Source organism: Campylobacter showae (assembly GCF_963515975.1).
GTDB classification, from domain to species: Bacteria; Campylobacterota; Campylobacteria; order Campylobacterales; family Campylobacteraceae; genus Campylobacter_A; species Campylobacter_A showae_F.
On record NZ_CAUPZM010000021.1, the window covers coordinates 1 to 14,212 of the forward strand.

Annotated in this window: 13 protein-coding genes; 9 read left to right on the top strand and 4 right to left on the bottom strand. The window is 48.5% G+C overall.

The features are described from left to right. Nucleotides 1-297: 297 nt before the first annotated feature. Nucleotides 298-1,977 carry an anaerobic C4-dicarboxylate transporter gene (locus RWM02_RS07970; protein ID WP_314070925.1) on the bottom strand — a complete coding sequence of 560 codons (1,680 nt, stop codon included), beginning with the start codon at nt 1,975-1,977 and terminating at the stop codon, nt 298-300. 214 nt (nt 1,978-2,191) lie between these two features. Between RWM02_RS07970 and RWM02_RS07975 the strand changes: the two genes are divergently transcribed. The 7 genes from RWM02_RS07975 to ttdB are packed head-to-tail and all read left to right on the top strand — an operon-like array spanning nt 2,192 to nt 8,196. Further along, nucleotides 2,192-3,442 (top strand): lactate racemase domain-containing protein, encoded by a 1,251-nt coding sequence (locus RWM02_RS07975; protein WP_314070927.1) that lies wholly within the window; start codon nt 2,192-2,194, stop codon nt 3,440-3,442. Between the two features lie 2 nt (nt 3,443-3,444). Continuing rightward, nucleotides 3,445-4,686 carry a nickel pincer cofactor biosynthesis protein LarC gene (gene larC, locus RWM02_RS07980; protein ID WP_314070929.1) on the top strand — a complete coding sequence of 414 codons (1,242 nt, stop codon included), beginning with the start codon at nt 3,445-3,447 and terminating at the stop codon, nt 4,684-4,686. Beyond that, on the top strand, nt 4,658-5,440 hold the full coding sequence (gene larE, locus RWM02_RS07985; RefSeq protein ID WP_314070931.1) for an ATP-dependent sacrificial sulfur transferase LarE: 783 nt from the start codon (nt 4,658-4,660) through the stop codon (nt 5,438-5,440). The genes larC and larE overlap by 29 nt, the downstream gene beginning before the upstream one ends. Beyond that, entirely contained in the window at nt 5,427-6,173 is a 747-nt protein-coding gene (larB, locus tag RWM02_RS07990; RefSeq protein WP_314071021.1) for a nickel pincer cofactor biosynthesis protein LarB, read from the top strand. Before larE ends, larB begins: the two co-directional genes overlap by 14 nt. Nucleotides 6,174-6,225: 52 nt before the next feature. Continuing rightward, on the top strand, nt 6,226-6,696 hold the full coding sequence (locus tag RWM02_RS07995; RefSeq protein WP_314070933.1) for a ribosomal maturation YjgA family protein: 471 nt from the start codon (nt 6,226-6,228) through the stop codon (nt 6,694-6,696). Further along, nucleotides 6,689-7,588, top strand: a complete 900-nt coding sequence (ttdA, locus tag RWM02_RS08000) for a L(+)-tartrate dehydratase subunit alpha (RefSeq protein ID WP_314070935.1) — start codon at nt 6,689-6,691, stop codon at nt 7,586-7,588. The genes RWM02_RS07995 and ttdA overlap by 8 nt, the downstream gene beginning before the upstream one ends. Beyond that, on the top strand, nt 7,585-8,196 hold the full coding sequence (ttdB, locus tag RWM02_RS08005) for a L(+)-tartrate dehydratase subunit beta (protein ID WP_314070938.1): 612 nt from the start codon (nt 7,585-7,587) through the stop codon (nt 8,194-8,196). Before ttdA ends, ttdB begins: the two co-directional genes overlap by 4 nt. A gap of 128 nt (nt 8,197-8,324) precedes the next feature. Here ttdB and RWM02_RS08010 read toward each other — a convergent pair whose 3' ends face one another. Together RWM02_RS08010 and RWM02_RS08015 are read right to left on the bottom strand one after the other, a co-directional pair. Continuing rightward, the gene (locus RWM02_RS08010) at nt 8,325-8,984 is read right to left on the bottom strand and encodes a GntR family transcriptional regulator (protein WP_314070941.1); all 660 of its coding nucleotides are present in this window, start codon (nt 8,982-8,984) and stop codon (nt 8,325-8,327) included. A gap of 69 nt (nt 8,985-9,053) precedes the next feature. After that, nucleotides 9,054-10,031, bottom strand: a complete 978-nt coding sequence (locus tag RWM02_RS08015) for an asparaginase (RefSeq protein ID WP_314070944.1) — start codon at nt 10,029-10,031, stop codon at nt 9,054-9,056. Between the two features lie 129 nt (nt 10,032-10,160). On the opposite strand from RWM02_RS08015, the gene RWM02_RS08020 reads away from it, so the two are divergent. After that, nucleotides 10,161-10,952 carry a hypothetical protein gene (locus tag RWM02_RS08020; protein ID WP_314070948.1) on the top strand — a complete coding sequence of 264 codons (792 nt, stop codon included), beginning with the start codon at nt 10,161-10,163 and terminating at the stop codon, nt 10,950-10,952. A gap of 30 nt (nt 10,953-10,982) precedes the next feature. Continuing rightward, nucleotides 10,983-11,441 (top strand): hypothetical protein, encoded by a 459-nt coding sequence (locus RWM02_RS08025; RefSeq protein WP_314070951.1) that lies wholly within the window; start codon nt 10,983-10,985, stop codon nt 11,439-11,441. A 40-nt stretch (nt 11,442-11,481) separates the two neighbouring features. Here RWM02_RS08025 and polA read toward each other — a convergent pair whose 3' ends face one another. Continuing rightward, nucleotides 11,482-14,136, bottom strand: a complete 2,655-nt coding sequence (polA, locus tag RWM02_RS08030) for a DNA polymerase I (RefSeq protein WP_314070954.1) — start codon at nt 14,134-14,136, stop codon at nt 11,482-11,484. Nucleotides 14,137-14,212: the final 76 nt, after the last annotated feature.

The following is a 14,212-nucleotide window of genomic DNA, read 5'->3' on the forward strand; positions in this document are numbered from 1 at the left end:
CCTTTAATCCCCCTCCCCCTACGACGCTTTTAAGGTAGCGACTTGGCTTTGCTGACGCAAAGCGTCGCAAATTTAAATTTACATTTTTAGGGCACAGGTCTCGGCGACTCAAATTTATAAATTTTACGTTCAAATTTGAACATAAAACGATAAGGCGAAGTATTTTTGCTCTAGGCGAGGCGGATTTAAATTTTACGACGGGAGCTACCCTGTCGGTAGTGACCGAGTAAAATTTAAATCCAACGAAGTATAGGGCAAAAAGACAAGCCGCTAAAAGCAGCTTGTCTAAAAGTAAGATTATTTAATAAATCCGTAAAGATTAGCCAACACCCAACCCACTGCGCACGAACTAAACACGCCGATAAGGCCGGGGATGATGAAGCTGTGGTTGATTACGTATTTGCCGATCTTAGTCGTACCTGAGCGGTCAAACTGGATCGCCGCAAGGTCGCTCGGATATGTAGGAAGGATAAAGTATCCGTAGCAAGCCGTAGCAAACGCGACGATGATGCCTGGATCCACGCCGATCTGAACGGCAAGCGGCACAAACGTCGCTGCGGCTGCTGCTTGAGAGTTTAGGAACTTAGAAATCAGCATACCTACGACGATATACATCCATGGATAGGCCCTCATCACCTCTCCTAGCGAGCCTTTTAGCATCTCGATGTGAGAGTGGAACATCGTATCTGCCATCCAGCTGATACCGTAGATCGCTACGAGCGCAACCATACCGCTGTGGAAAATCTCGTTTTGAGCGATCTTAGCAGCCTTGATGCCCGAGTAGATCATCATGATGGATGCAGCTAAAAGCATGAAAATTTGAATCGTATCGACCATACCTAAAGGAGCGGTCTTTTTCATAGTATCTTTTACTACGATGCTGGCGTTTGCGACGGTTTCGGTCTTGTCGCCTTTAGTAATAACTACGTTGCCGTCTTGAAGCATGATGGTTTGAGTTACTTTTTTGTCTTTATCTAGGACTTCTACGTTAGTAAATTTAGTAGCGTCTTTTACCTTACTATCTTTTACGTTTGAGACGACTTTGCTACTATCTACGGTAGAGACTACTTGTCCGTCTTTTACGGTAATGTTTTTAACTACTTTTTTATCCACTACGATTTCGATAGATTTACCCGGGACGTCGCTAGTCCAGCTAGGGCGGAGTTGTTTATAGTAGCCTAGAACCGCCACGATAGCGATGGTAGCTAGGAATATCCACATAACGTTCCACTGTTTAGCAGGGAGTTTTTCGCCGATTAGAGAGTGAGATTCGTCTGAGCCGTAGATATATTTTCTTTGCTCAGGATCTTTGATCCTCTCTTGGAAATCAGGGTCTTTATCTAGGTCTTTACCCCTAAAGATCGAGTAAGTACCGATGATAAGCATACCGATAAACGTAGACGGGATAGTGACTTTTAGTAGATCTACGTAGCTAGTAAATCCGTCGATATGAACTGTGCCGGTACCTAGCAAAACGGCGACCATAGATACGCCCGCAACCGAAACCGGGCTAGCGATGATGGCTAGCTGAGAAGAGATCGTAGTCGCAGCTAGCGGTCTTTCCGGACGGATGCCGCTTTTGATAGATACGTCGTAAATGATCGGTAGCAGCGTATAAACCGTGTGTCCGGTGCCGCATAGAACCGTTAGCGTCCAGCCGCAAAGAGGGGCTAGGATACAGACGAATTTAGGATTTTTTCTTAGCGCTTTTTCCGCTATCTGAAGCATAACGTCAAGACCGCCCGCGGCTTGTAGCGTGGAGCTTGCTACGACGACGGCTAGGATCGTGAGGATAACGTCTACTGCGGGTTTGCCCGGCTTCATACCGAATGCAAATACCAAGATAACAAGACCGATGCCGCCTAGTACGCCTAGCGCCATACCGCCTTTTTTAGCGCCATAGAATAAACATCCGAGCACTACGATTAGTTGGAGAGTGAACTGAGTGCTTTCACTCAAACTGGTTAGGAATTCCATTTTTTCTCCTTTTAGGAAATTACGGCGCGATTATATAAATATTAAAATTAAATACTAATAAAAAAATTAAAAATACATTTGTAAGCATTAATCATATATTTAACCAAATTTTATGCGGCCACTAGTCAAATTTGACCGATCTAAATGCGTTTAAAAGAAAATTTGATATATAATCCTAAGACGAAAAATTAATAAATCTGCTTAAGGAGTAAATATGCAAATCCCTATCGCATACGGCAAAGATGATCATCTAAATCTAGAGATAAACGAGAAAAATTTGCTCGGCGTTTTTGATCCAAACCCCGTGGCTAAATTTGACGAAACGGCGCTCATCGCAAAGGCTCTGGCAAATCCGATAAATCAAAAAAGCTTTGACGAGTTTATCGCGGGCGATGAAAAGATCGTCATCATCGTAAACGACGGCACGAGACCTACGCCGACGGCAAAAATTTTAAAGCAAATTTACCCGAAAATCCGCGAGAAAAATAAAATTTTCATCATCGCCACCGGCTGCCATAGAGAGGGCACGCAGGAAGAATACGAGATGATCTTCGGCAAAGAAATTTACGCGGAGATCAGAGCCAAAAACGAAGTTCACGATCACGACTCCAAGCACGACGAGATGGTCTTTTTAGGCGAGAGCAAAAACGGTACGCAGATGTATCTAAACAAAATCGTAGCAGAAGCCAAAAAAGTGATCGTCATAGGTTCGGTCGAGCCGCACTATTTCGCGGGCTACACGGGCGGCAGAAAGGCCTTTTTGCCTGGCACCGCGTCATATGAGAGTATCACGCAAAACCACAAGCTAGCTCTTAGCGCCGACGCGCAAGCTCTTCGCCTAGAGGGTAATCCCGTGCACGAGGATATGATCGACGCGATGAAAGTTCTTGCGCACATCGACGTTTTTTCGATCCAGACGGTGCTTGATAGCGAGCACGGCGTGTATTACGCAAGCGCGGGCGATTTGAACGATAGCTTTTACGACTGCGTGAAAAAGGCCGACGAGGTATTTTGCGTAAATATCCCGCGCAAGGCAGATATCGTGATCTCGGTCGCGCCCTATCCGATGGACGTCGATCTCTATCAGGCGCAAAAAGCCCTAGATAACGGCAAACTAGCGCTCGCGCAGGACGGAATTTTAATAATGGTCGCAAAGTGCCGCACCGGCATCGGACCAAAGCCGTTTTTTGATCTGATGGCATCCGCGGATACGCCTAAAAAGGTGTTAGAAAAGATCAGCGCAGGCTTTAAACTCGGCTATCACAAGGCCGCTAAGATGGCCGAAATCTCGCTCTGGGCGCAGACCTGGGCGGTAAGCGAGCTTAGCGACGATGAGATGCGAGCCGTACATCTAAAGCCCTATCACGACATCCAAAAGGCCGTGGACGACGCGCTCGCGCAAAAGGGCGCGGACGCTAAAATCATCATCCTGCCGTTTGGCTCGATGACGGTGCCTAAGGCGTAAGTTTGGCTAAAATTTTATATTACGACGCGAGCGCAGGCATCAGCGGCGATATGAATTTAGGTGCGCTGGTGGGACTCGGAGTGGATTTTGACTATCTTTGCGCCGAGCTAGAGAAGTTAAATTTAGCCGGCGAATTTCGTCTGGAGCGCAAAAACGTGCTAAAAAACGGCATCACCGCGACCAAAATCGACGTCGTACCGCTAAAATCGCAGCCTCACGCCAGAAGCTACGCGGGTATCAGACAAATTTTAGAAAGTTCAAATTTAAGCCGGAGCTGCAAACAAAGAGCGGGTGCGATATTTCGCACGATCGCGCAGGCCGAGGCCAAAGTTCACGGCACGGACATAGAGCGGGTGCATTTTCACGAGATCGGCGCGATCGATAGCATCGCGGACGTCGCGGGCGCGGCGATCTGCATCGAGTATCTTTTCGAAAAGCTCGGCGTCTCGCGCGTCGTAAGCTCCAAAATCGAGCTTGGCGGCGGCGTAGCGATCTGCGATCACGGCGCGCTTAGCGTGCCTGCACCCGCCGTTTGCGAAATTTTAAAAGGCGTACCAGTAAGCCTAGGGCGCACAAATTTTGAGATGACTACGCCAACGGGAGCGGCGATTTTAAAGGCCTGCGCGGACGAGTTTACGGACGGCGCGAGCTTTAGGATAGAAAAGATCGGCTACGGCGCGGGCGGCAAGGACGCCGCGGGCTTTGCAAACGTGCTTCGCGCGATGATCTGCGAAGCGGATTTAAGCGATGAAAGCGGCGAGCGAAATTTAGCCGCGCGCCCTGGCTACGGCGAGCTTTGCAAGCAAATTTTAATCTCCACTAACATCGACGATATGGACGCCGAGAGCTTTGCTTTTGCCTGCGAAATTCTGCGCGAAAACGGCGCGCTGGACGTGTTTAGCCGATCTATTTTTATGAAAAAAGGGCGCATGGGCTTTGAACTAAACGCGCTGTGCCGCAAGCAGGACGCGCAAAATTTAAAGGATCTGATATTTACGCACACGACGGCGATCGGCGTTCGCGAGATAGAGGTAGCTAAAACCGAGCTAAAGCGCGAATTTGCGCAGGTGCAGACGAAATTCGGCGAGATAGGGCTTAAAATTTCAGGCAGCAGCCAAACGCAAAAAGCAAAGCCCGAATTTGACGAGTGCAAGACCGCGGCGCTCGCGCACGGCACGACGATCGAGCGGGTGCGAAAAGAGGCGCTAAAAATCTATGACGAAACTAGAAAAACTAAAGGCTGATCTGCGCGGGCTTGGCGAACTCGCGGTCGCATTTAGCGGCGGCACGGACAGCTCGCTACTGCTACGCGCAGCACACGACGCGCTGGGTGCGCGAGCGATCGGCATAACGATAAGATCGCCCTACATGTCCTCGCGCGAGATCGCCGAAGCCGTGGAATTTACCCGCACTTACGGCATCCGCCACGAAATTTTAGAGCTAGGCGTCGGAGGCGAGATCAAAAACAATCCAGAAAACCGCTGCTATCTGTGTAAAAAAGCGGTCTTTTCGCGACTTATCGAGCGCGCTCGCGAGCTTGGCTTTAGCCGCGTCGCAGACGGCACGAACCGCGATGATCTGGGCGAATACCGCCCGGGGCTCAAAGCAAAAGAGGAGCTAGGCGTGCTCTCGCCGCTGATAAATTTAACCAAATCCGAGATCCGCGAGCTATCGCGCGAGCTGGGCTTACCCACCTCCGAAAAGCCCGGCTACGCGTGCTTGCTAACGCGCCTACCGCACGGACGCGAGATCGATGAGAGCGAGCTAAATTTGATCGAAGCGGCGGAAAATCTGCTCATCGCAAGCGGCTACGCAAACGTCCGCGCGCGGTGCGACCGCAAAAATATAAAGCTGCAAATGTCCTTTTCCAGCATGCGGGACTTCCTAAACGACGCAAAATTTAAAAGCGTCGTTAGGCAGCTCGTGACGCTTGGCGCGGCGGAGGTGACGCTCGATCTAAAGGGGCTTAGAGAGGATGTTTTGCATGAGAGAGGATGAAATTTTAGAACTTTTTGCTGGAATAAAAAGCGGCCGCGTGAGTGAGCAAGAGGCGCTAAAATACCTGAAAAACTACCCTTACGAGGACGTGGGCTGCGCCAAGATCGACACTCAGCGCACCCTGCGAAACGGCGCGGGCGAGGTGATCTACGGCGCGGGCAAGACGGATGATGAAATTTTGCGTATCGCGAGCGCGATCGGCGCGAGAGGGCAAAATATCCTGATCACGCGCACGAACGAGCGGGTTTTCGAGCTGGTGCGCGAGACGCTGCCGCAGGCGGAGTTTAACGCTCGCGGCCGCGTGATCAGCGTCAAATTTAAAGAGCCTGCGCTCACGCAAAGCTACATCGCGATAGTATCTGCCGGCACCGCCGACGGCGCGGTAGTGGAGGAGGCGTACGAGACCGCGCGATTTTTAGGCAACGAAGCGCGTAAATTTAGCGACGCGGGCGTGGCCGGGCTGCATAGGCTGATCGCAAATTTAGAGCAGATACGCGGCGCAAAGGTCGTGATCGCGGTGGCGGGCATGGAGGGCGCGCTAGCTAGCGTGCTCGCGGGTCTTGTTAGCGTGCCGGTGATCGCGGTGCCCACCAGCGTGGGATACGGCACGAGCTTTGGCGGGCTGGCGGCGCTGCTAGCGATGCTAAACAGCTGCGCAAACGGCGTGAGCGTCGTAAATATCGACAACGGCTTCGGCGCCGCGTATAACGCGAGCCTGATAAATCATCTCTAAATTTACGCCGCCGCGCGGGTCAAATTTAACGGCTAAATTTAAAAGGAAAGCGTTGCGAGAGGAAAATTTAAACGAGCAAAAGGCTAGGCCGAAGGGCGCAAAAAAGCTCGCGCAAAAGGCGCAAACAAGGCAAAGCGCGCGGACGAGGCTAGCGTTTTTAACCGCGGCGACTCTGATTTTAGCGGCTGAAATTTACATCGCGATCTGCGCAAAAGGCGGCTTCGTGCGGCACTACCTGGGCGACGTTTTGGCCGTCATCTTGCTTTATGCTTTGACGCGAGCTATTTTTAGCGCGCCGCCTTTAAATTTGTCGCTTAAAATTTTCGCGTTTGCGGCGGCTTTGGAGCTAGCGCAGTATTTTGGCGCGGTGCAAATTTTAGGCATAGAAAATAAAATTTTAAAAGTAATGATCGGCGGGACGTTTGATTTTGCCGACCTGCTCTGCTACGCTGCGGGCTGCGTCCTAGCGGGCGTGTATGAAAAATTTGAAAGTAAAAACCGACAAAGGAGAAGCGATGGATAAACAAAAAGCCGTGCAAAAGATGACCGAGATCATGGCGAAATTCGTCGGCTACACGGGCAAGGTGCTACCCGACGACGTGACGGCAAAGCTGCGGGAGCTTAGCGAACGCGAGACGCAGCCACTAGCGAGAGAAATCTATAAAACGATGTTTGAAAACCAGCGCCTAGCTAAGCAGCTAGACCGCCCGTCCTGTCAGGATACGGGCGTGATCCAGTTTTTCGTGCGCTGCGGAGCGAATTTCCCGCTCATCGGCGAGCTTGAGGAGCTGCTGCGAGAGGCCGTACTGCGAGTGACGCGCGAGGCTCCGCTGCGTCACAACAGCGTCGAGACATTTGACGAATATAACACCGGCAAAAACGTCGGCAAGGGCACGCCGAGCGTATTTTGGGAGATCGTGCCGGGTAGCAGCGAGTGCGAGATACACACCTATATGGCGGGCGGCGGCTGTAGTCTGCCCGGCAAGGCGACCGTGCTGATGCCCGGCATGGGCTACGAGGGGGTCGTGAAATTCGTCATGGACATCATGACCAGCTACGGCATAAACGCCTGTCCTCCGCTGTTAGTCGGCGTGGGCGTGGGTACCTCGATCGACGTGGCGTCGCTACTATCTAAAAAAGCGCTGATGAGGCCGCTAGGCTCGCGAAACCCAAACGACCGAGCCGCGCTAACCGAAAAGCTGCTCGAAGATGGCATCAATAAAATCGGCCTGGGCCCGCAAGGCATGAGCGGCGCAAGCTCGGTCATGGGCGTACATATAGAAAACTGCGCTCGCCACCCAAGCGTCATAGCTGTCGCCGTAAACGTGGGCTGCTGGTCGCACCGCAAAGGCCATATCGTCTGGGACGCGGAGCTAAATTTCGACGTAAAATCGCACAAGGAGTTCGCGCTATGAGTAAGAAAATTTTAACCACGCCGATCGGCGCAGAGGACCTAGCGGATATCAAGATCGGCGACGTCATATACCTCAGCGGGCACATCGTCACCTGCCGCGATGTACCGCATAGACGCGTCGTAGAGGAAGGCCGCGAGCTGCCACTAGATATCAGGGGCGGCGCGATCCTGCACGCGGGACCGATCATCAGAAAAACGGGCGATAAAAGCTTTGAGATGGTTTCGGTCGGGCCGACGACTAGCATGCGGATGGAGAAATTCGAGCGCGAGTTTATCGCTAAAACGGGCGTGCGCCTGATAGTGGGCAAAGGCGGCATGGGCGAGGGCACGATGAGCGGCTGCAAGGAGTTTGGCGCGATACACTGCGTATTTCCCGCGGGCTGCGCGGTGGTGGCTGCGACGCAGGTCGAGGAGATCGAGAGCGCGGACTGGACGGAGCTTGGGATGCCCGAGACGCTGTGGAAGTGCCGCGTGAAGGAGTTTGGCCCGCTCATCGTCTCCATAGACGCGCACGGAAACAATCTTTTCGAGCAGAATAAGGTCAAATTTAACGAGAAAAAGGACGCGGCGCTAGCTGAAATTTTACCGTGGGTAGGGTTTATAAAGTAGTTAAATTTACAGGAATAACATCAAATGCGCTTTAAATTTTACGTCAAAATTCACAAGGTTTAGAGTAAATTAAAGCGCTTTTAAATGAGTCTGTCTTTTTTGAGTTTTATTGTTCTTGTCTTTAAATTTTAAAGGACGCTGTTTATCGCATCTTCTAAAATTTCTCGCGTTTTGATAGTATGCTTAGTGCTAAGTTTAATTAGTTTTTCCAAGTCTTTATCTTTATAAGCTTCTAATATCGCTCTGTGTTCGCCATTAGATAGCTCGATGTGCGATTTTTTATACAGTAAAGATAGCGAGACATAAGGGATCGCAGCTGTTATTAAAGTTTCTACGATGTTAAACGTTCTGCCGCCGATTTCACTCTCCCAAAAACACTTATGAAAATCAGCGTTTAGCAGTGCCCACTCATTCACATCCTTACATTTTTCTATTTTTTGCTGAATACTTAAAGCCTTTTTAAAATATTCTTCACTGTAATTTTTAAATCCATCAGTGATCAACTTTGACTCCAACAAAATCCTTAAATCATAAATTTCATTTGCATCTTTATAACAAAGCCCTTTAACGACAGCGCCCTTATATGGATCAAAGCTTATTAATCCCTCGGTAGTAAGAATCTTTAAAGCTTCTCTTGCAGGCGTTTGACTGACGTTAAATTTTTTTGAAATTTCATTTTGCGTAAGTCTGGTTCCAGATTTTATTTTACCGTTTAGTATCTCTTGACTTAAATTATGAACTATAAATTCAGTAGTAGTCATAGGACGGTTTAAGCCATTATATATCATCTATGCAAATCTCCGTTTTTGGAAGTATTATACAAAAAAGTAATATTAAAATAGCTCAAACGCTTAAATTTAAAAATTTTCAAATTCGTTTTTAATCTCTTGTGGCGATACTTGATTTGCGATCAAAATCATAAGAAGCAATCTTGCTTTTATTGCAGATAGCCATCCAGACATCACGCATCCGCTATTCTGTAGATCAATTTCAGAGCCTTTGTAGCCGTAAGTTTTTGTGGCGCACATACCGCTACCGGTTCTTGAAGACACGATAACCGGAATTTTTAGTTTTTTTATCTCATCCATCATTTCAAACGACACGTGTCCAGCCCCAAAGCCATCTATAACAATGCCGTCGAATTTAGAGTTTCCGACAAGCTTAATAATCTCTCCGTCGTTATCCAAGTAACTCTGCACTACAGCTACCCTAGGAAAAACCTTAGAAGGTAAAGGATAAATTTTTCTACTTATAGGACAAGACAGATACCTAGCACTACCTTCAACCACTAGCCCCTGAATGCCTGCATTTACGGATACGAAGGTTTGTAATGAAAAGGTATTGCTCTTGTGAGCCCATTTGGCGCTATGGATAGTATCGTTTAATACCACCAAAACACCTCTGTTTCTACTTTTTGGTTCAAGCGCGACAATTGTCGCCGCATATATATTGCCTGCACCGTCGGCACTTATATTATCAGCATTTCGCATAGCGCCAGTTATTACTAGTGGAGAAGCTTCGTCCCATACTAAATTTAAAAAAAATGCGCTTTCCTCCAAAGTGTCAGTTCCTTGCGTTATTACGACACCATCAGCGCCGTTTTTAATCTGCTCCTTAGCCCATCGATAAACTGACACAAGATCATCTAGCTTCAAGCTGCCGCTTGGCAAGGCTAATATGGTTTCAGCTTTTATTTCAGCCATATCTTTTAATATAGGAACAGCGGCAATCAAATCGGCGGCGCTAAAACTAGGCTTTACTCCGCCTGCATTACCGCCCGCGCTCATGCAAATAGTTCCGCCCAACGCACCAATTGAAATTTTAGGTTTTGACATATTCTCTCCTTTTCTTATTGAAATTACGAAATTATACCACTTTTATTATATATCAAATATTATATATAATATATCAAAAAAGTGGTATAATGCTTTCTGACTAAATTTTTATCATGAAAGGAGCAAAAAATGTTAGTTGCAGCACAGTGCGTTATGGTGTTAACGTTATTGTTAATGATAAGTGGTAAAACGCCACTTTATACTACAGCTATAGTCGGATCCGCTATTAGCACATTGGTAGCTGGTTTTCCAATTACTGGGGGCAAAGAAGTAGTTTCTTTAATGTCTTTGGTTAACGGAGGATTAAATCCAGTAATAGCCGATATGACGGGAATTTTAATGTTTATAGGCGTCATGCAAGCGAGCGGTTTTTTGGATGTTATAATTCGCAACATAGTAAGGCTGGGCAACAAGCTAGGCGGGGGTGCAGGAGTTGCTACTGCAGGTGGTATAGCCGCCGGAGTTATCGGAATGCTTACCGGTTTTACACAGCCTGCGATTACCGCCGTCATCACAGGAACAGCATCCACTAAGCTAGGCGTAGATCCGGATAGATCAGCGGGTATTCACGGACACGCTGGTATTCTTGGTAACTACGGCGGATTTACACATCCTACGCAAGTCGCTGTCATAGCCGTTACAAATATCGGCTTTGGCCTTATCAATGTAATCGGCACACTGGTTTCTCTTTGCGTTTTTGCTTGCGCACTATTTAGACTAAAAAGAATACAGAAAAAAGAGGGAATTTCAATCTCTAAAGAAGAGATGGAGAAAATTTCAAAAGAATTTGAAATAAATGACAGCGGAATTCCTGCGTGGAAAGCCTTTTTACCTTTTGTAATGTTATTTGCAGGTTTTATCCTTGGATATCCAGTCTTTATCGTAGGTATAGCAAGCGCTATCTTTACCATACTTCTATAGGCTCTAAGTTTTCAAAAAGGCGAAAATGATATGCTTGAAGGAGTCAGTAAAATAGCAACCCCTTTGGTTGCAACTATAGGCTTTTTATTTATGAGCGGCGTCATTAAGCAAATAGGACTAGCTGCTGTTATCGGCGATATTTTTACTCCTATGCTTACCCATGCTCCGCTTCAAAGTATGCTTTTAGTCTCGGCTTTAGCAGGGCTGGTTACGCAAAGCAATGCAGCATCCGTAGCCATAACTATACCTTTCTTGCAAGCTGCCCTTTCGCTAGGTACAGCCAGTCCGCTATCGCTAGCCGTTATGGCCGCTGGCGGCAGTGCGATGCTACAATATTATCTAACTGGCGGTCCGGTCGCAGCTCTTGCAACCGTTATCCCAGTTATTCCAAATTCCGAACTTAAAGCAGCAAACAAATTTCAGCGCCCGAATATGCTATTTGGACTAGCAGTTTTGTTTGTGTTGTCTTTTGTTTTTTCTATTTTTTAAACTTCACAATGAGCTATCTCTTTTGGTAGCTCATTAATTTTTACTTCAACTCCCCCCAATCCTTCGCCACGTTTAGGCTCGTTTTTAGCGGTACGTTTAGTTTATAAATTTCTTGCATTATCTTTTGCGCCGCCGTGCCGAATTCCTGTGCATAACCGTCCTGCACCTCGAAAATCAGCTCGTCGTGTATCTGCAAAAGCATCCTAGCGCGCGGGCTTAAAAGCGGGTGGATTTTTACCATCGCCATTTTTATGATATCCGCAGCCGAGCCCTGAAATATCGTATTTACCGCCTCGCGCTCGTACATCGCAGTTTGCATCGGCGTCGCGGTTGTAAAGTCAAACAGCCGCTTCCTACCAAGCAGCGTACGCACGAAGCCCTCGTTTTTGGCCGCGGTTTTTATCCCTTCTAAAAAGCCCTTTATCGTAGGGAAAGCTTTAAAATAGCGCTCTATATACTCCTTTGCCTCGGCGCGCGTGATGCCGACTTGCCCAGCTAGTTTGCTCGAGCCCATGCCGTAGATGAGGCCGAAATTTATACTCTTAGCCACCGCGCGGTTTTGCCCATCGGCGCTGCCGAATATACTAATCGCCGTGCGCGCGTGAATGTCCTCGTCGTTCGCAAACGCCCCAAGTAGCGCGGCGTCGCGGCTAAAATGCGCGAGCAGTCGTAGCTCGATCTGACTGTAATCAAGCCCCACGAAGCTAAAGCCGCTTTTAGCCTCAAAGCAGCCTCGCACATCCTTAGCTAGGTTGCCGCGAGCGGGGATATTTTGCAGGTTCGGGTTTTTAGACGAGAGCCTGCCCGTGCTAGTTCCAGTCTGGATAAAGTTCGTATATATCCTGCTGTTAGCGTCCTTTTTGGCTAAATTTAACAGCGGTTCGCAGTAGGTGCTTTGTAGCTTATATAGCTCGCGGTACTCGAGCAGCTTAGAGATGACGGGATGCTCGTCGATGAGCTCGGCTAGTACGGCCTCGTCGGTGCTGTAGCCGGTTTTGGTCTTTTTCTTTACGGGTAGTTTTAGATGCTCAAACAGCACCGAGCCTAGTTGCTTAACGGAGTTTATATTAAAATTTTCGCCCGTTAGCTCGTAAATTTCGGCGGTCAAGGCCTTGATCTTGGCGTCGTTTTTTAGGATCAAATTTTGCATTTTTTCGCGGTTTATCGCGATGCCCTCACGCTCCATATCAAAAAGCGTGAGGATGAACGCAAACTCGTGCGTATCCGCGAGCGCGAGCAGCTCAGGGTCAAGCAAATTTAAAAAGCTTTTGTAAAATTTCAGCGTTATCCACGCGTCCTCGGCGGCGTATTTTGCGGCGTTTTCCAGCGCCACGGACGCGAAGGTCTCGCCGCGCTTTACCACGTCTTCAAATTTGATCGTATCGTAGTCGTAGAGCCGCTTGGCTAGCGCGTCCATACCCACGCTAGATCCCGGATCCATGAGCCACGCCAGTATCATCGTGTCTTTAAAATTTACGGGCGGCTCGAGTCCTAAATTTCGCTTTACAACCTTAAAATCGTACTTTAAATTTTGCCCGATCACGCAACCTTCGTAAATTTGCCCTATCGCCCAAGCAGCGAATTTTTCGCTCACCTGCTTTGGCGCGCCCAGATACTCGTGTGCCACAGGCACGTAGTAGGCCTCCTCGTCGTTAAAGCAAAAGCTAAAGCCGACCAGGCGGGCATTTTGCGTATCGACGTCCGTAGTCTCGGTATCAAAGGCCACGAGCGTGTCCGCGTCAACGTTTGCCAGCAGTCTCTCAATCTCGCCCTCGTCCGTTAAAAGCAGCGCGTTAAAGCCGAGCTTAAATTCCGCGTTTTCGCCCGCGTTTTCGCTATTTTGCAGCGCTTTTAAAAGGCGGTTTAGATCGTATTCGCGCAGAGTGTCGGCGACCTTTACGAGAGGATTTTGCGCCGGAAATTCCGCCCTTTTTAGATCGAGTACGTCAGGCACGTCGTCAAAGAGCGAGGTTAGGCGCTTGCTCAAAAACGCGCTCTCTCGGCCATCGGCAAGCATACCGCGGATGCGCTCGTTTCGCACTAGCGGCAGGTTTTCGTAGATGTTTTCTAGATTGCCGAATTCGTTTAGCAGCTTTTTTGCGCCGACCGCACCGATGCCTTTGACGCCCGGGATATTATCCGAGCTATCGCCCGCGATCGCGAGAAAATCGCGTATGCAGCTTGGCGGAACGCCGTATTTTTCTATGCAGCTAACGCTATCGTGGTCGATCTTGCTTTGGGGGCTGTAGATGCTCACTTTACCGTCCTCGATGAGCTGATAGAGGTCTTTATCGTGCGTTACGATACGTACAAATATATCCCTCTGCTTGCACTCCTTTACGACGCTAGCGATGATGTCGTCGGCCTCGTAGCCTTCGCGGCTCACGGCAGCTAGGCCCATTTTTTCTATCATTTCTATGCACACCGGCAACTGCTCTTTTAGCGCGGCGGGCGGCTCGGAGCGGTTGGCTTTATAATCGCCTAGGATCTCGTGGCGGAGCGTTTTGCCCTTGCTATCTAGCGCGAAGATGATATAGTCGCTGGCAAATTCCTGGCGTAAATTCATGATAAAGCTAGCAAAGCCGCTCACCATGCCGCTTGGCTTGCCTTCGCGGTTTTTTAATCCGCTCATCGCGTAGTAAAGTCTGAAAAAAAATCCGAAAGTGTCGATGATCGTTAGCGTTTTTTGGCTCATTTTTTATCCTTTTTTTGGGCTAATTTTACAAATTTTAGGCAAAAAAACGGCTGATTTGAAAGCAAATTTAAATTTA